Genomic DNA, 19815 nt, shown 5'->3' with positions numbered 1-19815 from the left:
AGGGGGCCCACCATGGCGCAGAGCAGTGTTCGAACACGGGTCGGCGTGTTCGCGTGGGCGGCGCTGGCGGGGGCGGTCAGTGCGGGCGCGTTCCTCGCCGCCGCCGAACTGGTCGCACTCCTGGCAGCCCCCGAGAGCAGCCCGATTCTGGCCGTCGGATCGTTCGTGATCGACATCGTGCCGCAGCCGCTGAAGGAACTGGCCATCGCGACCTTCGGCGCCTACGACAAGATCGCGCTGCTGGTGGGGCTGGCACTGGCCGTGCTGGTCGGGTCGGTGGTCGCCGGCGTGCTGCAGTTCGCCGTTCCGCCGGCGGGGGTGGCGGTGCTGGCGGTCGCCGGCGGTCTATCGGTCGCGGCCACCATCACGCGTGCCGGCGCGACGGCGCTCGCAGCGCTGCCGCCGATCGCGGGAACGGTGGCGGGGTGCCTGGTCCTGTGGCTGCTGATCCGGCTGCTGCGCCCGGCGACTCCCGCGGTCGTGGCATCCGATCGAGGGGAAGACGCCCGCGACAGCGTGCAGGCCGTGCCTGCCGAGCACCCCACCGTGCACGAGAAGGGCGCCGCTGCGCGAGTCGATCGGCGCATGTTCTTCCGCGTCAGCGCGGTCGTGGCATCCTCGGCCGTCCTCGTCGGCGTCGGCGCTCGGGCCCTGATCAACGCCGGCTCGTCGTCGATCGCGGCGGTGCGCACGGCGCTTCGGCTGCCCGCGCCGCGCACCACTGTCACCGTGCCTGCCGGAGCCGAATTCGACATCCCCGGGCTGTCTCCTCTGTTCACACCCAATCGGGACTTCTACCGCGTCGACACGGCACTGACCGTACCGTCGGTGGATCCAGCCGAGTGGCGGCTCGTGATCGACGGAATGGTGCAGCAGCGGGTCGAGCTGACCTTTTCAGACCTGCTTGAGCTGGGCCTGGACGAGTACCCGATCACGTTGACGTGCGTGTCCAACGAGGTCGGCGGCGACCTGGTCGGAAACGCGATCTGGCTCGGTGTGCCGGTGCGGGACGTGCTCCGGATGGCGCGGCCGAGCAGCGGCGCGGACATGGTGCTCTCGCGCAGCATCGACGGATTCACCGCGAGCACGCCGCTGGAATCGCTCACGGATGACGGGCTGGACGCGATCCTGGCCGTGGGAATGAACGGCGAGCCGCTGCCGCTCGAACACGGCTTTCCCGTGCGCATGGTCGTACCCGGTCTGTACGGCTATGTCTCGGCGACCAAATGGCTGAGCGCACTGACGGTGACCCGGTTCGACGCGGACGAGGCGTACTGGACCCCCCGCGGGTACAGCGCCCAAGCGCCCATCAAGTTCTCCGCACGCATCGACACGCCCCGCAGCGGGACGCGCGTTCCGGTGGGACGCGCCGCGATCGCCGGTGTGGCGTGGGCGCAGACAGTCGGCATCGAGCGCGTCGAGGTCAGTATCGACGATGGAACCTGGCAGCCGGCGGCGGTGTCCGCGCCGATCAGCGATGACACCTGGGTGCAGTGGTACCTCGACTGGGACGCCACGCCCGGCGCGCATTTCGTCGCCGTGCGCGCGGTGAACAGACACGGCGAGGTGCAGAACGAGCAGCGGGCGCCGATCGCGCCGGACGGCTCCAGCGGTTGGCAGCGGACGCTGATCCAGGTGGGCTGAGAGGGCCTCCGGCTCGCCGGGCCAGCACGGAGTCGGTGCGCTGTCAACGGCCCCGAGCGGTCGGTGAACCCATGGGAATATCGGCTCGATGACCGATCTCCGACTGTCCGGCCCGGCCCTTGCCGGCGCGCTGCTCGATGACCGCTATCGCCTGAAAGAGCTCATCGGCGAGGGCGGCATGGGGTCCGTGTGGCGCGCCGTCGATGAGGCGCTGGAGCGCACGGTCGCGGTGAAGATCTTCTCGATGGGCTCGACCGAGGAAGCGCTGGCGGTGCGGCGGGAGTCGGAGAAACGGCTGCTGGCATCGCTCAACCACCCCTCGCTGGTGACCCTCTTCGACGCCCGCCTTTCGCCGTCCGGTCGGTCCTACCTCGTGATGGAGTACATCGACGGCGGGACGCTCGCCGACCGCATCGCTCGCGGCCCGGTGTCCGCGTGGGATGCGGCAGCGCTGGCGGCGGACCTGGGTGAAGCGCTGCACGTCGTGCACGAGGCGGGAATCGTGCACCGGGACGTGAAACCGGCGAACGTGCTCCTGCGGCCACCGCTCACGCCGCAGCACAGCTTCCGCGCCGTGCTGGCCGACTTCGGGATCGCATACCTGATCGACACCGCGCGGATCACCACTCCGGGCACCGCGTTGGGCACCGCCGCGTACATCTCGCCCGAGCAGGTGCGCGGGCAGACGCCGACGCCGGCATCCGACGTGTACAGCCTCGGTCTGGTCCTGATCGAGGCGCTCAGCGGTGAGCGGGCGTTCCCGCAGCGCGATGCGGCCGAGGCCATCGCTGCCCGGTTGACGATGCAGCCGACCATCCGCGGTGACTGGGGGTACGGCTGGCGTGCACTGCTGACCGCGATGACAGCGCTGGACCCCACGGCACGGCCGACCGCGCTCGAGGTCGCCACGCGCGGGCGTGCGCTGGATGCCGCAACCGGCGAACCGGACATCACCGCGCTGGATGCCGGAACCGGCGAACCGGACATCACGGCTCTGGTGGCAGCGTCCCCGGCCGAGCCGGCCGCTGTCGGTCTGCTACGCACCCGCGTGCTCGTCCCGCAGCCGTCGGCGTCCCCGCCGCTGGGTCAGACCGCACCGACAACGGCCCTCCCCGGCTCGCACTCGGCGCGCGAACGCATCGGCTCCGACGACCAGTCCGGAGCGCCCTCGCCTGTGCGCCGACGTCTCCCGCTGCTCATCAGCGTGTCGACGATCCTCGTGGCCGCGGTCGTCCTGGCCCTCTTCCTGTGGAGCGGCGTCCTCGACGCGCCTGCGCCTGCTCCCGATCTGCCTCGGCTGGAAGAGCCCCTCGGCACCCATCTGCGGGACCTGATGAACGAGGTGTCGCAGTGATGAGGCGCCTGGTCTCGTTCGCGGTCGGAGCGGTCCTGGGGACGGCTGTCCTCGCCGGCTGCGCGGCAGCGGACTCGGACATCTCCACCGCCGCGGCTGCGGAGATGCAGACCACGGTCCTCGCCATCGCAGAATCCGCCGCGGCCGGAGATGCACCGGGCGCGCTCGTGCAGCTCGACCGGCTCCAGCAGCAGCTGGACGGCGCAGTGACCGACGGGTCGGTGGATGCGGCACGGGCGAGGGTGATTCAGACCAGGATCGACGTGGTGCGCGCCGATCTGCAACCGGACCCGGTCGTCGAGCCGGGACCTGCCCCCTCCATCGACACCGGCGGCACCGAGAACGGCCCGGTGGGCGACACCGGCAACGGCAACAGTGGCGACAACGGCAACGGGAACGGGAACAACGGGAACGGGAACAACGGGAACGGCAACGGGAACAACGGGAACGGGAACAACGGGAACGGCAACGGGAACAACGGGAACGGCAACTCCGGCAACGGCAAGGGGAACAACGGGAACGGCAAGGGGAATGGCAATGGCTGAACGCCCGTGCGGAAAACGGGCCGCCTATACTCGCGGGAATGAGCATCTGGGCGTTCGCGGCGACGGTTGAGGAGATCAATGCGATGGCGGGCGGGTCGCTGATCGCCACCCTCGGAATCGAGGTCACCGAGGTGACCGACTCGAGCCTGAAAGCGCGGATGCCGGTGGACTCCCGCACGACGCAGCCGGCGGGTGTGCTGCACGGCGGGGCCTCGGTGGCGCTGGCCGAGACGCTCGCTTCCTGGGCCGGCTATCTCGCCGTAGACCGGACACGGTTCCACGTCGTCGGGCAGGAGATCAACGCCAACCACATCCGTCCGGTGGCCGCCGGTGCTTGGGTGTTTGCCGAGGTCACTCCGGCCGCGATCGGTCGTCGTTCGCACGTGTGGGAGGTGCGCATCACGAACGAGGACGGCAAGCTCGTCTGCATCTCTCGGTGTACCCTCGCGGTGATCGAGATGGAAAGCGGTTACGCGCCCGAGGCTCGGCGGGGCGGCGTCGCTTCCGTCGCGGGCTGAGTCTGCCGCCCCCGGAATCGATCACGATCGGAGAAGCGCGGGGCGGCGCCCGTGCCTAATCTGGCAGAGAGGGGTGCCGTGACACGGCACCGCACGATACCGGCGAAGGAGCATCCCGTGACCGAGGCTGAGACATCCGCAGGGCTGAGCAAGGCGGAGCGCGAGGCAGTGAAGGACCGCGCGAAGGAACTGCGCGACCAGGCCAAGGCCGGCAAGAACCGCGCCGCCGGCGAGAAGGCCGTTCAGGCCGTCATCGAGGAGATGCCGGCCGGAGATGCCGAGATCGCCCGGCGCGTGCACGAGATCGTCGCAGACGCAGCGCCGGAGCTCATGCCCAAGACGTGGTACGGCCAGCCGGCATATGCGAACAAGGACGGAAAGGTGATCGCGTTCTTCCAGGGCGCAGCCAAGTTCGGCACCCGCTATGCCACGCTCGGATTCAACGAGGACGCGAACCTGGACGACGGTGAGATGTGGGCCACGGCGTTCGCGGTCACGAAGCTGACCCCCGCGGTCGAGCAGCGGATCCGGGACCTGGTCCTGCGCTCGATCCGCTGAGCCGCTGCTGCCGGAACCCCACGTGCCACCCGGCGTCGTATCGTCCTAGCGGGCGGGGGAGACGGCGCCGCCCTCGACCGCAACGATGCGATGGTCCTCATCGTGGGTCAGCTCGGTGCGGAGGAAGTGCTCGTCGGTCGGCAGGCGCAGGTCGAAGCGCGAGTATGCCGCGAGCTTGAGCTCCGCAGCGCCGATGATCACATCCAGGACGTGACCGCCGATGCTGCGATCGTCGGCGATGAAGTGGACATGCAGGCCCGCGACGGTGACGCCCTGGTAGATGGCCGGAGCCCAGAAGCCCACCAGCGTGCCGCGCGCATCGGCGATGACGGTCTCGATCTGGCCTTTCGTGACCTCGGCGAGGGGGCGGAAGGGGTGCTCCTGACGCTGCGTGACCCGAACCCGGACGGCGGTGAAGACACCGTCGACGCGGACCGCGTGGAAGAGGTTTCTGCTGACGAGCTGGCCCTCGACCTGGGCCGTGAATGCAGAAAGGTCCGCGCCCGTGATGGGCTGCGCCGAGACGGTGTGGAACCGGCAGACATCCACGAACGGGAGGATCTGCTCATCGGTCATGCGATCCGGCCGCTCGTCGATGGTGCACTCGAACACGTCGCCATCCAGGATGATGACCTCGCCGCCGAGGCTCTCACAACAGCCGATGCCGAAGTCGCCGAGTGCTCGCACCTCTCCGACCGGGATGCCGGAGTCGTATGCACCCGCCAGCAATGCGTCGAGGACGGCGAACTGGGTTACCGCGGCATCCGCGAGGCGCTGTTCAGTGGTCACGATGCGAGGCTATCGCGCGATGGTCCGCGCGACGGATCCGCCCCTACCCGTCAGGGTCTGCCTGCGTACCAGATCGGCGTTGCCCACGGCCCGCACGGACTGCTCGGCGACACCGGATGAGACGACCGCTCCGGTCTCGTCGATGCCGTACTGGCCGCCCACGTAGATCGTCGTGGCGCCGGGCGGGACGACGGCCGCATGACGGAACGCAGGGCTGGCCATGAGCCCCGGCGGCTGGTCAGCGAGATGTTCATGCCACCGATGGTGGCACCGGTCACCGACAGTCGCGTGCCGCGGTCAGCGCGTCGCCGGCAGTCTAATGCCGCGCTAAACGGCGCCGCGCTCGCGTTCGCCCCTGAGCGCGGGGTGTTCGCGGCCCGCGGCAGTGAGATCAGTCGGGCGGCGGACGGCGCAGCCGCTTGAGGTCGGTGCGCCGCTTCTTCGCGGACAGGCGCCGCTCCTTCGCGCCCCGGCTGGGTCTCGTCGGTCGTCGTGCCGGCGCGGGCGGTCGGAGGGCGTCGGACACGACCTCGGTCAGGCGAGCGCGCGCGGCATCCCGGTTGCGCAGTTGCGCGCGATGCTCGGATGCTGTGATCGTCAGCACGCCGTTGACCAGACGGCCGCTCAGGTTCTCGAGGAGCCGCTGTCGTTGGACCGGCGAGAGCGCTGCCGAGGACGCCGCATCCCATACCAGCTCCGCACGGGAGTCGGCCGTGTTCACGCCCTGCCCGCCCGGTCCCGACGAGCGGGAGAATCGCCAGGACAGCTCGGACTCCGGGATCGTCAATCCGGAGCCGATCCGAAGTCCGGGCCGATGGGCAGCAGGCATGGACCCATCATCCTCTTGCCGGCGGGTCCCCCCACGCCGTCGTCTTCGAGACGACTCCGATCGCGTTCGCGCTGCGCGAGGTCCTCCCCGGCACCGGCCGAGGCCGGCGACAGGAGCGGACTACGAACTGGTGCCCTCGGCCGACGGACGCCTCCGCTGCTGCCAGCCTGGCCAGCCGGTCGCGTCGATCACGCAGAACCGGTTGCCCTCCGGGTCCTGCATGATCACGTAGTCCGCGTCCGGCGGCCGCTTGTCCCACGGGACCGGTGTCGCTCCCAGGCCGAGCAGTCGAGCGACTTCGGCGGCCTGGTCCTGCGCGTACAGATCCAAGTGGATGCGCGGCGGCAGAATCCGCTCTGACGGGTGCGCGTCCAGCGACACGTTCGGTCCGCTCCCGTCGGTCGGCTCGAGCAGAGCGAAGTCCTCGTCGATCGGCTCGCGCACCGAGTAGTTCAGCGCGGCCGACCAGAAACGGATCTGCTCGGCAAGGTCGTCCACCCGGATGACGACGGACCCGACGATCAGCATCGCCTCGCCGCCGTGGCCGGAACGCCCGCGGTGACCACCGTCTTCAGTCGATTCCCACCGCGCGGGACAGCGCGGCGATCTCGTCGTCGCTCAGCTCCAGGTGCGCGGCAGCCGTTGAATCCACGATCGATGCAGGGCGGCGGGCACCGGGGATGGGAATGACGTGCGGATCCAGCGCCAACTCCCAGGCGAGGACGACCTGCTGCGGGCTGACCCCGTGTTCCTGGCCGATCTGACGGAAGAGGGTGAACCGGTCTCCGACGCCTCGAGCGCCGCCACCGGTGCCGCCGAGCGGACTCCAGGGAAGGAAGGCGATGCCGTGTCGCCCGCAGTAGTGCAACTCGTCGATGCTCCCGGGATGCCGGGGAGAGAACTCGTTCTGCACGCTTGCGAGATTGCCCTCGCCGAGCACCTGTTGCGCGATCTCGATCTCTTCGATGCTCGCATTGGAGATGCCGACGGCGCGGATGAGCCCCTCCTGTTGCAGGCCGGCCAGCGTGCTCATCACGTCGCCGTAGACCAGCGTGCGGTCGGGCCGGTGGTACTGGTAGAGGTCGATCACGTCGACGCCGAGGTTCTCGAGCGACGTCTCGACGGCTCGACGCAGATACTCGGCGGAACCGTCACGCCCCCACACCTCGCCCGCGTTGCGGGTGATGCCGCCCTTGGTTGCGACGAGTATGCCCGAGCTGTCGCCGCTCCAGCTGCGCACCGCCTCGGCGACGATGCGCTCGTTGTGGCCCATCTGGTCCCAGGACGGCGCGTAGCAGTCCGCGGTGTCGATGAGGGTCACGCCGGCGTCGAGGGCAGCGTGCACAGTCGCGACGGCATCCTCGTGCGAGGGGATCTGATTGTCGTTGTTCATCGACAGGGGCATGGCGCCCAGCCCGATCGCGGATACCTGCCGGCCCGCCAGCGTGCGCTGCTGCATGTGTCGCTCCTTGTGTTCGGTTCTCCGCAACGGCCGAGCATGCGCTCGTGGGCCGTCCGCCCGACAGTTTAGGTCGCGGTGGTTGCGCTTTCGACTCGGCCAGCGGCCGGCTTCGGCGGCGGTCGGGCCGTGCCGTCGATCCTCAGCTTGGTGCGGCGGCGCGGGCGATCAGAAGTGAGGCCGGGATGTGACCGGCCGCGAGGACGAGTGCTGACCCGATCACCCACAAGTTCCCGAGCCATGCCCCGGTGGCGGCGAAGATCACCACCGGCAGTATCGCCATGGGGACCGGCACTTTCCACGCTGCTGCGTACAGGAGTGCGCTGGTACGCCCGGCTGCGAGATATCGCGCCCAGAGGGCGTAATACCCGACGAGGCCGATCCCCACCACGACCGCCGCCCACTGCCACCGCTGCGGTCCCGGTTCGGTGATCACCGGGATGACCAGACAGAGCGCCTGCCCAGCGCGTTCCAGCCAGCTGAGGATCCCCGGCAACCGCACCGGCGGGAAACCTCCGCGTGGCGGCAGCCACAGCAGGAGCGCATTGGGCGCCAGGACGGCGAGTGCGACGATCAGGCCCAGCGGCGAGAACCCCATCTGCGGCACTCGCCTTCTCCGGTGATGACGCTGGAGGTCACGTTCAGCGCGCGGCGCCTGGTTCGAGGCGTCCCAGCTCCGAGCCGGTCGAATCCAGCAGAACGAGGGTGTGCCCATCGAATCCTGCCAGCCGCGCGGATGCGACCCAGGCCGGCACGGGGACGCCGTCGCAGCCGATGAGGGTGCTGACGCCTGCGGTGGCGAGGAAAGCGCCGTCCACCCCGAGCACCCAGCGCCCGGTGCCGCCGTTGCATCCGTCCGAACCGGCCCAGGACCCGTCCGGCGCGAACTGGGCGTGCGCATCACTGGCCGTTCCGGATGCCGGCACCCATCCGCCGACCAGGCTCGACGTGTCCGCCGCGATCAGCGGGTCAGGCAGAGCGGGAGGTTCGGTGAAATACGCCCGCGTCCGCTCCGTCACCACCGGCGCGCGGGCGTACTGCTCCGCGATCGTCGGAAGGGTACCGGGAGCACCATCCTCACGCAGGCTCGCAACGGGCACGCCGTCCCGGTCTCGGAACTCCCAGCCCTCATCTGTCCGCTGGTACGTCGTCGCTGCGGCAAGCCACGCCACATCGGGCGGCACTCCGTCCGTGGCGCACTCGCCGGCAGCGCCCCATGTCGACGCGGTGATGATGCCGCCGCCTGCCTGCCAGGACCCGAGGAGCGGTCCGCACTCGCGCCACAGATGCAGCTCACCGGCGTCGAGCCGGAGCCAGGTGTCGGGACTCTCGGCTTCGGCGCCCGACACCCGCCACAGCCCGACGAGATCGACCGCGTCACCGTGGGCAGGCGGGGGGAGCGCGGCGTCCGCGCGCGGCACGGCGGACGCGCATCCTGCGAGCGTCACCACCACCGCCACCGCAGCGATCACCACAGCCCCACGGCGGCGGACACCGCGGCTGCGCGGTATGGATCGGGAAACCATGGCTCGAGCATACGACGGCGCTCCGCTCGCCCACCGGTGCAGTCCGAACGGGGCTCACCGGCACGCCGAGCGAGCACTGAGGTAGGTCGGACGGATGCGGGCGGCAGCAGATCACCCTGACCGCTCGCGGTGACCTTCCAGTACCGTGGAGTGCACGCAGGTCCTCGCTCGTCAGCGGGAGGCGCCCGCAGCCTGCAAAGGAGTCGCCAATGACCGAATCCGCGCGCCGTCCAGGCTGGATCTCCGCGGCAGAGTTCCATCGGGCGGGGACTGTTCGGCACTGGCGTGTCACGAGCACCGGCCCGCAGGCCGTGTTCACTGCGACCTCCCTCTCCCACTCCGCCAGCCTGATGGGCCCTGTCGTCGCCGCCGCGGAGCGATTCGGCGTGCTGCCCGACGTGGACGTGCGTCCCGAGGGGGTCGTCGTGCGCATCCCATACCGCGGCGCGGACGGCATCCCCGCCGCTGCCACGGAGTTCGCGGCGGCCGTCTCCCGGGCTGCCGACGAATTGGGGCTGCCCGCCGACCCTTCGATGGCCCAGTCGATCGGCATCTACGTCGCCCAGCATTCCGGCGCCGACGTACGGCCGTTCTTCATGGCGGCGCTGGGCTACGAGCAGCTGGGCGAGACGGACGCTGTCGACCCCCTCCGGTGCGGCCCGCAGTTGGCGTTCAACCCGATCACCGGCGACGTGGCGGCCAGGGGCCGCACACATCTGGATGTCTTCGTGCCGGCTGACCAGGCGCGGGCGCGAGTCGAGGCGGCGCTCGCCGCCGGGGGCAGGCTCGCTGACGAATCCAACGCGCCAGCGTGGTGGTCGCTCGCGTCGCCGGACAATCACGGCGTCGACATCGCGTCCTGGACCGACACCTACGAGTAAGGACCACCCGGCGACGGGCAGGAACGCGAGGGGTTGAGGGGCGGACGAGTGTCTGCGACCGTGGACGAATGACGGATCAGACTCGCCCCGCTTCGGCCGCCGAGACCGGCTACGTGCAACTGGACGAACTTCGCATGTACTACGAAGTCCACGGCGATCGCGGTGACAGTGCGCCGCTGGTGCTCTTGCACGGCGGATTGTTCGACATCGATCAGCAGTTCGGCGCGCTCATTCCCGACCTCGCCGCACGGAGGCGGGTGATCGCGGTGGACTTCCAGGGACACGGGCGCACGAACGACATCGACCGGCCGTTCTCCGCGGCGGCATTCGCCGGTGACGTGTCGGGCGTGCTGGATCACCTGCGCGTGCGGGATGCCGACATCTGGGGGTTCAGCGTCGGCGGCGCCGTCGCGCTGGAACTGGCCATCAACCACCCAGCGCGGGTTCGGAAGCTGATCGTCTCCTCGACACCGTTCGCCGCCTCAGGTGCGCGCGGCTCCGAAAACGCGGATGCGGTGGCAGCGATGACCGTGGAGATGATCGCCGGTACCCCTATGCAAGTCGCCTACTTCGACAAGTCGCCGCATCCGGATCGCGACCATCTCCAGAGGCTCCTGGACAAGCTCGGTGCGACCTACGAACACGGCTTTCCTGATCGCACCGAAGCGGAGATCCGCGCGATCGAGGCGCCGACGCTGATCACCGTGGGGGATGCCGACATGGTCTCGCTCGAGCACGCCGTCGAGTTCCTGCGCCTTCGCGGCGGTGACGTCAACGGCGACCTCGTCGGCGTTCCGGCATCCCACCTCGCCGTCTTCCCCGGGACGACGCACTTCTTCGGACTGGCGCGGACGGACCTCGTTCGGGACGTCGTCAACGGCTTCTTGGACGCATCGTCCGCCTAGCGCCTTCTCTCCATCGTCTCCGTCGGCCGAGGTCACCGGATCACCGGGACCGACGGATGCGGGCAAGATGAGTGCGTGAGAACTTCACCGTTGCAGACCTCGCCGTCGGGGACGCCACACTGCATGTCAGGCACGGGGGAGAGGGCCCACCGGTCCTGCTCCTGCACGGGCATCCGCGCACCGGCGCGACATGGCACCGGGTCGCCCCTCGGCTGGTCGCGGCGGGTTTCGGCGTCGTCTGTCCCGACCTGACCGGGTACGGTCGATCCGCGGGGCGGGCCACCAGCCCGGATCACAACGCCCATTCGAAGCGCGCCGTCGCCGGCGACATGGCGCAGCTGATGAGCGCCCTCGGTCACGACCGGTTTCATGTGATCGGCCATGACCGGGGAAGCTACGTCGCACTGCGATTGGCGCTTGACCACGGGCACCGGGTGGATCATCTCGTCCTGATGGACTGCATTCCCATCAGTGAGCACCTGGCCCGCGCGGACGCACGATTCGCGACGATGTGGTGGCACTGGTTCTTCTTCGCCCAACCGGGCACTCCAGAGCGCGTCATCAACGCGGACCCCGACGCCTGGTACCTCGGTGACCCCGAGACGATGGGCGCCGAGAACCATGCCGAATGGCGGCACGCCATCCACAACCCGCAGGTGGTGCGGGCAATGCTGGAGGACTACCGTGCAGGACTCACTGTGGACCGGGCACACGAGGAAGCCGATCGGGCTGCCGGACGGCGCCTGCAATGTCCGCTGCTGGTGCTGTGGTCGCTGCGCGACGACCTCGAAGAGCTCTACGGCGATCCGCTGGAGATCTGGAGGGAGTGGGCTGCTGACCTGCGCGGGCACGGCATCGACTGCGGACACCATATGGCCGAAGAGGCGCCCGGCGCACTCGCCGACGCGGTCACCAACTTCTTCCCACCACCCACCGGCAGCCCCCTGCGCACGATTGCGCCGAGGCTTGCTTGACCGCCCTCCGAGGCTTGGTTGACTGGGTGCATGCGCCGAGTGCTGATACTGGGCGGTACGGGATGGCTGGGCCGCGAGATCGCGCGGGATGCGGTGTCTCGCGGCGCGGAGGTCGTCTGTCTGGCTCGAGGGCGGTCGGGCCATGTTCCCGAGGGGGCGCGACTCATCCAGGCGGACCGGACCTCCCCGGGGGCGTACGACGCGGTGCAGTCGGAGTGGGACGAAGTGGTGGAGCTCGCATACGAGCCGTCGCTCGTTGCCTCCGCAGTGGATGCGCTCGCTCCCCGCGCCCGGCATTGGACTCTGGTGTCGTCGGTATCCGTCTACCGCACGAACGACGAGGTGGGTGCTGATGAATCCGCTCCGCTGGTCGAGCCGCATGACCTGTCCCGATACGCCGACGCGAAGGTTGCGGCGGAACGCCGCAGTGCGGCCGCGCTCGGCGATCGCCTTCTGATCGCCCGCCCGGGCCTCATCGTCGGTCCCGGCGATCCCAGGGCCGCGATCTCTGCCGCTCTGGCTCCCTGAGGTGGACGCAGCATTCGCGCGGCGGTCCGGAGCCGCTTTTGTGGCCAGCGGCGGCACGCTATCGGCCATCCAAGGGACGCTCGCCCGGGTGCTGGAGGACGAAATCTCCCGGGGTGTGACGCGTGAGCGTCGGGCCGGGCTCACGCCGTCCGAGGAGATGGCGGTGCTTCGGGCGGTGCGCTGACGCGTCCGGATGCCGTTCGGCTCGGCCGAACGTCGAACGCTCGATATGCTGGGATCGGGGCGTCGGGAAGTCTGGTCGACATTCTCCTTGTCGACCGACCCGAATGGCCAGTGATGACGCGATCGCATGCGCGCCCCTCCTCTTCCATCTTTCCTGAGCGCGGCACTTTCGCCGAAGTCAGTCGGATCGGCAAGATCCTGCGGAAGGAGGCCGTCGGCGGAGCCCTTCTCGTGGCGGCGGCCCTCATCGCGGTGATCTGGGCGAACAGCCCGGCCGCCGATGGGTACTTCGCCCTGCGTGACTTCCGCATCGGCTACGAGCCGTGGCATCTGGAGTTGTCGCTGGGGGTCTGGGCCGCTGACGGACTCTTGGCGATCTTCTTCTTCCTAGTGGGGCTGGAACTCAAGCGCGAGGTCGTCGTCGGCGATCTGCGACAGTTTCGCACGGCAATCGTTCCCGTAGCCGCCGCCGTCGGCGGGGTCATCGTCCCGGCGGCCATCTACGCCGCTGTTGTCGCGCAGCAGCCCAACCTCGCGGTGGGGTGGGCGATCCCCACGGCAACCGACATCGCCTTCGCGGTGGCCGTCCTCGCGATAGTCGGCTCGCATCTGCCGACTCCGCTGCGGATCTTCCTGCTGACGCTGGCGGTGGTGGACGACCTGATCGCGATCCTCATCATCGCGATCTTCTATACGAGCGAGATCGACCTGGGCGCCCTCTTCGTCGCGGTCGTGATGGTCGCTGGCTACGGCTTCATCGCACAGAGGTATCAGAAGGTGTTCCATCTGAAGCCTGCCGCGGCCTGGCTGATCCTGCTCCCGATCGGATTCGCCGCATGGGCGTTCATGCACGCGTCCGGGGTGCACGCCACCATCGCGGGCGTCGCGCTCGCGTTCACCATCCCCGTGCGGCCGCCGAAGGGGCCCGTGCTCTCGGCGCGGTCCGGCGGGCTGGCCGAGGAGTTCGAACACCGCTTCCGGCCGTTGTCGGCGGGATTCGCCGTGCCAGTGTTCGCCTTCTTCGCCGCCGGTGTCGCACTGGGTGGAATCGACGGCATCGTACGAGCCGCGACGGACCCGGTGACGCTGGGTGTCGTCGCCGGACTCGTCCTCGGCAAGCCCCTGGGAATCGTTTTGACGACCCGTCTGCTCACCGCCGTCACCCGCGCCCGTCTGGACCCCGCGCTGCGGTGGATCGACCTGATCGGCGTCGGCATCCTCGGGGGAATCGGCTTCACCGTGTCGCTGCTCATCGCCGACCTCAGCTTCGGCCCCGACAGCTTGCACAACGACGACGCAAAGATCGCGATCATGATCGCCTCCGTGATCGCGTCGCTGGTCGCCTCTGTCATCCTGCTCACGCGCAACCGCCAGTACAAGCGCATCGCGGCAGCGGACGCCGTCGACGCAGATCGGGACGGCGTCCCGGATGTCTATCAGGGCGCCGAGAGCGAGCCCGAACCGGGCACCTCAGTGAGTCGGTGACTTTCGCCGTCAGCTGCCGCCGGCGCGAAGGAGGGCGCTCGGGGCAGCACCCGCCTCGGCGCTAGTCGAGTACGGGGTATTGGCCCTCAGTGCACATCGCCCCTGTCAGGGGCTGACCCGGGTCATCCAACGTTGCGGGGGTGAATGTGTCGGCGCCGTCTCCCCCATATGTGTAACCGATCAACGAGAACAGGGCCTGGTTCGTGCTCACCGGGAGGAGATCCGGCAAACGTTGCTCGGGAGTCCACGCGGTGAACCAATTGGTGGGCGTTCCAGATGTCGCCCAGTACCCGGTTTCCGATAGATAACACGCCCCGACAGGTCCGTCGTTGGTCCAGACGTTCGCATCTGACGTGCAGACCTGGTAACTCGTCCCGGTGGGCGAAGGGAGGTTGGGCGTCCCGAACGTGGTGACGCCGTCGCCGCCGAACAGGGTGCCGCTGTAGCCGAACAACGCTGGGTACTGGTTGACCGGCAGTTCCTGGCCGTTCGCCAGGGCAAATCCATAGACCGGGGTTTCCTGGGCGAAGAGTTGAACCTGGCTGACGATGCAACTGTTCTTACTCTGCTCGTCAGGGTCGGTCTCGGCCGGGTCGATGCCGCCGGTGGCGCAGACCAGCGCGTGCAGGTCCGGACCGATACCGGCAACCGTCGGCATCTGGAAGGTGGTGGCGTCTGCGCCGAACCGGTCTCCGAGAACCGCATACAGTTCCGGGTAGTTCGCGGTCCGAACGGAGCTGCCGTCTGCGGGAACGTACCCCTCGGGTGTGAGGGATGCCGGGAAGTGGTCGATCTCGCCGGTGTAGCCGCAGCCTGTGTTCATCGTCGCGTTGTCGATGAACAGTGACGCAGCCCCGAAAGAACCCGCGATTGCGTCGTCATCTGTCTGACCGATCAGCTGTACCGCGATCCTCATCGTCCGACTGTCGCGGTCATAGGTGGGCACGCCCAGCTCGACGATGAGAGGGGCTTCGAACTTTCCGCCTGCGACGGTCAGCACCGCGTTCGGAGGAACGTCCTCGAAGCCCAGGTCGGCCCAGCCTGAGACCAGAGCGTCCGTCGAGATGGTGCCCCCGTCTCGGGCGGGGCGGTCCGAGAACCAGGTTGTCTGCCGCGCGGTGTGATCCAGAGTCAGGGTGAACGCGGAATCGGTCGAGCCCTCGATGGCTTCGAGTTCGCCGGAATCGGCCTGCAGGGCGAAAAGGAGACTGTCATTGCTGGGCAGGGTGCTCAGTGAAGCCGCCTCCGCCTCCGCCTCCGCTGGGCGCTCGCTCAGGCCCCGTTCATCCGCATCGGTACATGCCGCCAACGGAACAACCAAGGCGAGCAGCATCACGAGCAGTGCCGAGCGTTTCATCATGAGAGCTTCCGATCGAGGGGACGGTGGCTCTCCATGAGTGCCCGGTGGCCACATTCTATATGCAGCATGAGCACCAGCACGCCGATGACGGGTTGGTCCTTGACGGTCGTATCAGAGCGTTCGGCGTAATTGTGGGAACGCCCGTTGCGTCAAGACGTGCGTTGGCGCGGTGATTCACGGGTCGGCCGGCAGCCCCTAGCTCGTCATATCGTCGATCGCTGCGGTGTCGGCTCGCGCCCGCCTGCTGCGTGGAGTGGTCGCTTCGCGAATGCGGCGCAGGATGAGGACGACCACCGCGAGGCCGAGGGCGGCGTAAACGACGTAATCAAGGTAGGAGAGGTAGTGCTCCAGCCGTTCGTGCTGTGTACCGAGCGCGGCACCGACGCCGATGAGGAGCGCGTTCCAGGTGCCGCTGCCGATGACCGTGTACAGGCTGAAACGGGCCAGGTTCATTCGGGATGCGCCCGCGGGCAGGGAGATGAGGCTTCTCACGCCGGGGACGAGCCTTCCCACCAGGACGGTCCAGCCGCCGCTGCGTAGGAACCAGTGTGCTCCTCGGTCCAAGTCGGATCTGCTGACCAGTCTTGTCGCGGCCAGCCATGTCACGGCCCGTTCCATCCCGATCGTGGCGCCCAGCCAGTAGAGAAGCAGCGCGCCGATCCAGGACGCCAGGGTGCTCCAGAAGATCAGCCACCCCAGGGTGAGGTTTCCGGTCTGGCTGAGGTAGCCCGCGAAGGGCAGAATCACTTCGCTCGGAATGGGAGGGATCAGAACTTCGATGAAGACCAGGACGCCGACGCCGAAATCACCCAGTGCGGTGAGGACGTCAGCGGCGAATCCGGTCAGGCCCGTGAATCCGTGATCAATGGCAATGGCAGTGGCAGCGTTCATGACGGCCCGTCTCTGTCGTTGTCGGTCCTGACGGATCGTAGGCGGCTCAGATGAACCGGACCTGATGGTGAGCCCGCAGACGCGAGTCGCATCATGCTGACCGGTGCGACTCGCTCAGGGCGCGAAAACGGCTCTGACGCAGCCGTCCTGCTTCTTTTTGAGCATCTCGTAGCCCTTCGGTGCGCCGCCGTTTTCGCGCCCATCTTCCCTCCTTCGTGAGAAGTACGCGTGGCACAGGCGGGTCAGGGTCGGATGTCGGACTCGTCGACTACTGTGGCGTCACGTTTCGCAGGATGTGGCGGGAGAGCTCATGGCTGAATCGATCAGCGCCAAGCAGTTCCATGACGAGAAAGGAACAGCCGGCTGGCACGTCCTGTACGGGGGTGCGCAGACGGTCTTCCCGACTGGCTCGTTCGCGACGGGAGTTGAGTTCGTCCGACGCATCGCACTGGCGGCGGCGTCGGTGGGTCGCGAGCCCGACATCGACCTTCGACCTGAGGCCGTGGTCGTCCGTACTGCATCCACGCCGGGCGGGCGACTTGACACCGTCGATGTGGAACTTGTGCGGCGCGTCTCGGCCATCGCCGCTGATCTCGGCCTCGCACCCGACCCGTCTCAGCTGCACACGATTCAGATCGCCATCGCCGAAGCGGAGGGCGCGAGCACCCGCGACTTTTGGATCGCGGCGCTGGGGTATGAGTCGCTCGGCGGATTCGTCGTAGACCCGCTACGCCGCGGACCGCGGATGTGGTTCGACGAGATCTCGATGCCGGGGCGGGGTCGCACCCATATCGACGTGGCCGTACCGAGTAACCGTGCGGACGAGCGCGTAGCCGCAGTCGTCCGGGCGGGAGGACGGCTCGCGGATGACTCCCACGCACCACAGTGGTGGACGTTTGCGTCGCCGGAGAACCACGGTGTGGACATCGCCGCATGGGGAGATGTCGACGAGCGCGCGTAATCACGTGTTCACAGAAGCAGCAGCCAGCGGCGCCACAGACGGCCGCAACCCACTGACCGGCGCCGACACAGCCTGGGCGGGTTCACCGAAGGCCATCTATCGACCGAAAGAAGCGGCTTGGCCGCGTGTCCGGACGGTTCCAGGTCGTTCGGTGGCAGTTATCCGCATTACGGCTGGCGGACAGGACGAGGTCGGAGGACAATAACATCACGACGCTTGGCCCCCGAGACCCCGGGACGCGTATCCGGAACCCGTCCGCACCGCTGTAAAGGGGTCATAGTGATCATCAGGCATACCGCTGAGGAGTGGCGCGGGATCCGCGCGCGGCTCCAGACCATCGTCAACGATCCCAGCGAGACGATCGCTCGCAGAGCTGAGGCGCGACGCATCCTCACTATGCGACCGCACGTGCAACCCGCGCAAGCGGATGCGGATCTCTTCGCCATCGAGTACGGCCTGTAGTCAGCCGAATCACGCGCCATCCTGGTTCGGACTGTCGCGGTCGCCCTGATCCCCACCAGAGCGCCTTGATCGCGTCCCCGCGGATAGCGTTCTTGGGTCGGTCGCGGATAGCGTTCTTGGGTCGGTCGCGGCTGGACGACGCGGAGGGTCGATGAAGACCGACCCTGTAGAGTCAGGGCTACGACGCCCAGTCCCCGCGTTCCGGTAGTCGGTGTTCGCCTGCTGGTTGGGAAACGAGGGGCTCATGGTGGGAGCTGGTGGCGGTACCGGCGGCGACGACCAGCTGGCTTCGGATGAATTGCACGCCAGCTTCGTGGCGCGTCTACCCGTCGATGGGGCGTCGGTGTCGGTGGTGACCGTGGCCGGGAACCATTCCACGGTGTCCTCCAGCGGTGCGCTGGCCGCGCGTCTCGAGCAGTTGCAATACGACCTCGGAGAGGGCCCGCATTTCCGGGCGCTGGCGCTCGGGAAGCCCGTGCTGGTGCCCGATGTGCGATCAGCCGACCACTCATGGTGGCCGATGTTCGGACACGCCGTTGTGCTGACCGAGGCGAGGGCGATGTTCTCATTCCCGTTGCGCATTGGCGCGGCAACCGTGGGAGTCGTTGACTTGTACCGCCTCAAACCGGGCGATCTTTCCGACCTCGATGTCGCCCACGCGATAGCGCTCGCCGGAGTTGCCGCGGGGAAGGCCGCGGCGTATGCGGTCGCAGATGCGAAAAGCGATGAACGGCAGGATTCGGCGCGGGTTGCGGGGACGCGGCGTCATGTCCATCAAGCGACCGGCATGGTGTCAGTCCAACTCGGCACTTCGGTTACGGACGCGTTCGCCCGGCTTCGCGGGCATGCGTACGCCACCGGGCGGAGCGTGGATGAGGTCGCCCGTGACGTGGTGACACGGGTCCTGGACTTCACCGAGCCCCTAACGGGTAGCGAGACAGCCTGATCCGCAGGACACTGGACGAAGGACAACGATGATGGCTAAGAAATCGCGGGATGCCCGACTCAGCGCCGCATTTGTGAAGCTTGCGGACACGTTGGTCGACGACTACGACGTGGTCGACCTGCTCGACACGCTGGTGCAACAGTGCACCCTCCTGGTCGATTCCGAGGCAGGGGGGTTGCTGATCGCCGACACGGATGGGTGGTTACAGCTGATCGCCTCCACCAATGAAGAGGCCGAGTTCGTGGAAATCATTCAGCTGAACGCCGGCGAGGGACCGTGCGTGGAGGCATACACGACCGGCAAGGGCGTGACGATCGCGGACATCTCTCAGGAAGACCGGTGGTCGGCGTTCTGTGACGCGGCGACCAGGCACGGCTTCCAGTCGATGCACGCATTCCCGTTGCGGTTACGCGGTCAAACGATCGGCGCGATGGGCCTTTTCAGCGTCGCCACCGGCGAGCTCAGCGAGCCGGATCTCGCGATCGCCCAGGCTCTCGCCGATGTCGCCACCATTGGCATCCTCCAAGAACGTTCCCTCCGCGACTCCACACTGGTCGCTGAGCAACTACAGCGCGCCCTGGACAGCAGGGTCATCATTGAGCAAGCCAAGGGCGTTATCGCCGCGCAAACCGGCGCTGACATGCACGCCTCGTTCACCATCCTCCGCGACTACGCCCGCCACAACCAACTCAAACTCAGCGTCGTCGCCGAGCAAGTCGCCGAACGCACCCTCAACCTCCCAACGAGCAGTCGCGTCGCAACCGAGTAGCCCCCACGGTATGGCGGAGCCGCCATGGCTGGGGAGCACGGATGGCACGGGCTTCACAAGGGGTCGAAATCGGCCTTAACTGTGCCAGGGGGCGCGTCACGCGACGTTGACGGACGGAAAATCCCTTGAAAACACTGGGATCGGAGCGGCGGAGGATAGGGGATTCGAACCCCTGAGAGCTTTCACTCAACACGCTTTCCAAGCGTGCGCCATAGGCCACTAGGCGAATCCTCCGTGGCCCTTGCGGG

The 19815-nt window shown here is 68.1% G+C and carries 23 protein-coding genes, 1 tRNA gene and 1 pseudogene; 15 read left to right on the top strand and 10 right to left on the bottom strand.

What is annotated here, in order from left to right; all coding sequences use genetic code 11:
- Positions 1-12: 12 nt before the first annotated feature.
- From NQ152_RS10375 to NQ152_RS10355, 5 genes are all read left to right on the top strand, one after another.
- Positions 13-1644, top strand: a complete 1632-nt coding sequence (locus NQ152_RS10375; RefSeq protein ID WP_257523925.1) for a molybdopterin-dependent oxidoreductase — start codon at positions 13-15, stop codon at positions 1642-1644.
- Between the two features lie 88 nt (positions 1645-1732).
- The gene (locus NQ152_RS10370; protein ID WP_257523924.1) at positions 1733-2998 is read left to right on the top strand and encodes a serine/threonine-protein kinase; all 1266 of its coding nucleotides are present in this window, start codon (positions 1733-1735) and stop codon (positions 2996-2998) included.
- Positions 2998-3543 carry a hypothetical protein gene (locus tag NQ152_RS10365; protein WP_257523923.1) on the top strand — a complete coding sequence of 182 codons (546 nt, stop codon included), beginning with the start codon at positions 2998-3000 and terminating at the stop codon, positions 3541-3543. The genes NQ152_RS10370 and NQ152_RS10365 overlap by 1 nt, the downstream gene beginning before the upstream one ends.
- A 38-nt stretch (positions 3544-3581) precedes the next feature.
- A complete protein-coding gene (locus NQ152_RS10360) occupies positions 3582-4061 on the top strand; it encodes a hotdog fold thioesterase (RefSeq protein ID WP_257503002.1) in 480 nt (159 codons plus the stop codon).
- Between the two features lie 117 nt (positions 4062-4178).
- Complete coding sequence (locus NQ152_RS10355) at positions 4179-4619, top strand: iron chaperone (RefSeq protein WP_257503001.1); 441 nt, start codon at positions 4179-4181, stop codon at positions 4617-4619.
- A gap of 45 nt (positions 4620-4664) precedes the next feature.
- On the opposite strand, the gene budA is transcribed toward NQ152_RS10355, so the two are convergent.
- The 3 genes from budA to arfB form a co-directional block, all read right to left on the bottom strand.
- A complete protein-coding gene (budA, locus tag NQ152_RS10350; protein ID WP_257523922.1) occupies positions 4665-5408 on the bottom strand; it encodes an acetolactate decarboxylase in 744 nt (247 codons plus the stop codon).
- A 9-nt stretch (positions 5409-5417) separates the two neighbouring features.
- The gene (locus tag NQ152_RS10345) at positions 5418-5630 is read right to left on the bottom strand and encodes a hypothetical protein (protein WP_257523921.1); all 213 of its coding nucleotides are present in this window, start codon (positions 5628-5630) and stop codon (positions 5418-5420) included.
- A 169-nt stretch (positions 5631-5799) separates the two neighbouring features.
- Positions 5800-6237: an alternative ribosome rescue aminoacyl-tRNA hydrolase ArfB gene (gene arfB, locus NQ152_RS10340; protein ID WP_257523920.1), complete on the bottom strand. Its 438-nt coding sequence runs from the start codon at positions 6235-6237 to the stop codon at positions 5800-5802.
- A gap of 23 nt (positions 6238-6260) precedes the next feature.
- On the opposite strand from arfB, the pseudogene NQ152_RS10335 reads away from it, so the two are divergent.
- Positions 6261-6332, top strand: a pseudogene (locus NQ152_RS10335) (VOC family protein); the annotation flags it as partial.
- Positions 6333-6357: 25 nt separating this feature from the next.
- On the opposite strand, the gene NQ152_RS10330 reads toward NQ152_RS10335, so the two are convergent.
- The 4 genes from NQ152_RS10330 to NQ152_RS10315 all read right to left on the bottom strand — a co-directional run bounded on the left by NQ152_RS10330 (position 6358) and on the right by NQ152_RS10315 (position 9222).
- On the bottom strand, positions 6358-6765 hold the full coding sequence (locus NQ152_RS10330) for a VOC family protein (RefSeq protein ID WP_257523919.1): 408 nt from the start codon (positions 6763-6765) through the stop codon (positions 6358-6360).
- Positions 6766-6808: 43 nt separating this feature from the next.
- Entirely contained in the window at positions 6809-7696 is an 888-nt protein-coding gene (locus tag NQ152_RS10325) for an aldo/keto reductase (protein ID WP_257523918.1), read from the bottom strand.
- Between the two features lie 142 nt (positions 7697-7838).
- Positions 7839-8294, bottom strand: a complete 456-nt coding sequence (locus tag NQ152_RS10320) for a hypothetical protein (RefSeq protein WP_257524039.1) — start codon at positions 8292-8294, stop codon at positions 7839-7841.
- 43 nt (positions 8295-8337) lie between these two features.
- Positions 8338-9222: a hypothetical protein gene (locus tag NQ152_RS10315; RefSeq protein WP_257502995.1), complete on the bottom strand. Its 885-nt coding sequence runs from the start codon at positions 9220-9222 to the stop codon at positions 8338-8340.
- 209 nt (positions 9223-9431) lie between these two features.
- Between NQ152_RS10315 and NQ152_RS10310 the strand changes: the two genes are divergently transcribed.
- The 5 genes from NQ152_RS10310 to nhaA all read left to right on the top strand — a co-directional run bounded on the left by NQ152_RS10310 (position 9432) and on the right by nhaA (position 14178).
- The gene (locus NQ152_RS10310; protein ID WP_257502994.1) at positions 9432-10103 is read left to right on the top strand and encodes a VOC family protein; all 672 of its coding nucleotides are present in this window, start codon (positions 9432-9434) and stop codon (positions 10101-10103) included.
- Positions 10104-10171: 68 nt separating this feature from the next.
- Positions 10172-11008, top strand: coding sequence for an alpha/beta fold hydrolase (locus tag NQ152_RS10305; RefSeq protein WP_257523917.1), 837 nt, complete (start codon positions 10172-10174; stop codon positions 11006-11008).
- Between the two features lie 71 nt (positions 11009-11079).
- Complete coding sequence (locus tag NQ152_RS10300; RefSeq protein ID WP_257523916.1) at positions 11080-11982, top strand: alpha/beta fold hydrolase; 903 nt, start codon at positions 11080-11082, stop codon at positions 11980-11982.
- Between the two features lie 30 nt (positions 11983-12012).
- The gene (locus tag NQ152_RS10295; protein WP_306815851.1) at positions 12013-12510 is read left to right on the top strand and encodes an NAD-dependent epimerase/dehydratase family protein; all 498 of its coding nucleotides are present in this window, start codon (positions 12013-12015) and stop codon (positions 12508-12510) included.
- A 297-nt stretch (positions 12511-12807) separates the two neighbouring features.
- Positions 12808-14178 (top strand): Na+/H+ antiporter NhaA, encoded by a 1371-nt coding sequence (gene nhaA / locus NQ152_RS10290; protein WP_257523915.1) that lies wholly within the window; start codon positions 12808-12810, stop codon positions 14176-14178.
- Between the two features lie 61 nt (positions 14179-14239).
- Here nhaA and NQ152_RS10285 read toward each other — a convergent pair whose 3' ends face one another.
- Together NQ152_RS10285 and NQ152_RS10280 are read right to left on the bottom strand one after the other, a co-directional pair.
- Complete coding sequence (locus NQ152_RS10285; protein ID WP_257523914.1) at positions 14240-15535, bottom strand: phage tail protein; 1296 nt, start codon at positions 15533-15535, stop codon at positions 14240-14242.
- A gap of 198 nt (positions 15536-15733) precedes the next feature.
- Complete coding sequence (locus NQ152_RS10280; protein ID WP_257502990.1) at positions 15734-16429, bottom strand: DedA family protein; 696 nt, start codon at positions 16427-16429, stop codon at positions 15734-15736.
- Positions 16430-16739: 310 nt separating this feature from the next.
- On the opposite strand from NQ152_RS10280, the gene NQ152_RS10275 reads away from it, so the two are divergent.
- From NQ152_RS10275 to NQ152_RS10260, 4 genes are all read left to right on the top strand, one after another.
- Positions 16740-17390 (top strand): VOC family protein, encoded by a 651-nt coding sequence (locus NQ152_RS10275; RefSeq protein WP_257523913.1) that lies wholly within the window; start codon positions 16740-16742, stop codon positions 17388-17390.
- A 279-nt stretch (positions 17391-17669) separates the two neighbouring features.
- Positions 17670-17852 (top strand): hypothetical protein, encoded by a 183-nt coding sequence (locus NQ152_RS10270; protein WP_257502988.1) that lies wholly within the window; start codon positions 17670-17672, stop codon positions 17850-17852.
- Between the two features lie 343 nt (positions 17853-18195).
- Positions 18196-18798 (top strand): GAF and ANTAR domain-containing protein, encoded by a 603-nt coding sequence (locus NQ152_RS10265; RefSeq protein ID WP_257523912.1) that lies wholly within the window; start codon positions 18196-18198, stop codon positions 18796-18798.
- A gap of 31 nt (positions 18799-18829) precedes the next feature.
- Positions 18830-19567: a GAF and ANTAR domain-containing protein gene (locus tag NQ152_RS10260; RefSeq protein WP_257502986.1), complete on the top strand. Its 738-nt coding sequence runs from the start codon at positions 18830-18832 to the stop codon at positions 19565-19567.
- A 149-nt stretch (positions 19568-19716) separates the two neighbouring features.
- Here NQ152_RS10260 and NQ152_RS10255 read toward each other — a convergent pair.
- Positions 19717-19801: transfer RNA gene (locus tag NQ152_RS10255), tRNA-Ser, on the bottom strand.
- Positions 19802-19815 lie beyond the last annotated feature (14 nt).

It is taken from the genome of Microbacterium sp. zg.B48, from assembly GCF_024623505.1.
Classification (GTDB): Bacteria; Actinomycetota; Actinomycetes; order Actinomycetales; family Microbacteriaceae; genus Microbacterium.
This window is presented reverse-complemented; position numbering and strand designations above follow the sequence as displayed.

Excerpts from the sequence above, each read along its gene's own strand:
- arfB (WP_257523920.1), bottom strand. The coding sequence starts at position 6,237 with ATGCCTGCTGCCCATCGGCCCGGACTTCGGATCGGCTCCGGATTGACG.
- NQ152_RS10365 (WP_257523923.1), top strand. The coding sequence starts at position 2,998 with ATGAGGCGCCTGGTCTCGTTCGCGGTCGGAGCGGTCCTGGGGACGGCT.
- NQ152_RS10360 (WP_257503002.1), top strand. The coding sequence starts at position 3,582 with ATGAGCATCTGGGCGTTCGCGGCGACGGTTGAGGAGATCAATGCGATG.
- NQ152_RS10295 (WP_306815851.1), top strand. The coding sequence starts at position 12,013 with ATGCGCCGAGTGCTGATACTGGGCGGTACGGGATGGCTGGGCCGCGAG.
- NQ152_RS10285 (WP_257523914.1), bottom strand. The coding sequence starts at position 15,535 with ATGAAACGCTCGGCACTGCTCGTGATGCTGCTCGCCTTGGTTGTTCCG.
- NQ152_RS10310 (WP_257502994.1), top strand. The coding sequence starts at position 9,432 with ATGACCGAATCCGCGCGCCGTCCAGGCTGGATCTCCGCGGCAGAGTTC.
- NQ152_RS10375 (WP_257523925.1), top strand. The coding sequence starts at position 13 with ATGGCGCAGAGCAGTGTTCGAACACGGGTCGGCGTGTTCGCGTGGGCG.
- NQ152_RS10320 (WP_257524039.1), bottom strand. The coding sequence starts at position 8,294 with ATGGGGTTCTCGCCGCTGGGCCTGATCGTCGCACTCGCCGTCCTGGCG.
- NQ152_RS10305 (WP_257523917.1), top strand. The coding sequence starts at position 10,172 with ATGACGGATCAGACTCGCCCCGCTTCGGCCGCCGAGACCGGCTACGTG.
- NQ152_RS10275 (WP_257523913.1), top strand. The coding sequence starts at position 16,740 with ATGGCTGAATCGATCAGCGCCAAGCAGTTCCATGACGAGAAAGGAACA.
- NQ152_RS10345 (WP_257523921.1), bottom strand. The coding sequence starts at position 5,630 with ATGGCCAGCCCTGCGTTCCGTCATGCGGCCGTCGTCCCGCCCGGCGCC.
- NQ152_RS10370 (WP_257523924.1), top strand. The coding sequence starts at position 1,733 with ATGACCGATCTCCGACTGTCCGGCCCGGCCCTTGCCGGCGCGCTGCTC.
- NQ152_RS10315 (WP_257502995.1), bottom strand. The coding sequence starts at position 9,222 with ATGGTTTCCCGATCCATACCGCGCAGCCGCGGTGTCCGCCGCCGTGGG.
- NQ152_RS10330 (WP_257523919.1), bottom strand. The coding sequence starts at position 6,765 with ATGCTGATCGTCGGGTCCGTCGTCATCCGGGTGGACGACCTTGCCGAG.
- NQ152_RS10325 (WP_257523918.1), bottom strand. The coding sequence starts at position 7,696 with ATGCAGCAGCGCACGCTGGCGGGCCGGCAGGTATCCGCGATCGGGCTG.
- NQ152_RS10280 (WP_257502990.1), bottom strand. The coding sequence starts at position 16,429 with ATGAACGCTGCCACTGCCATTGCCATTGATCACGGATTCACGGGCCTG.
- NQ152_RS10260 (WP_257502986.1), top strand. The coding sequence starts at position 18,830 with ATGGCTAAGAAATCGCGGGATGCCCGACTCAGCGCCGCATTTGTGAAG.
- nhaA (WP_257523915.1), top strand. The coding sequence starts at position 12,808 with ATGACGCGATCGCATGCGCGCCCCTCCTCTTCCATCTTTCCTGAGCGC.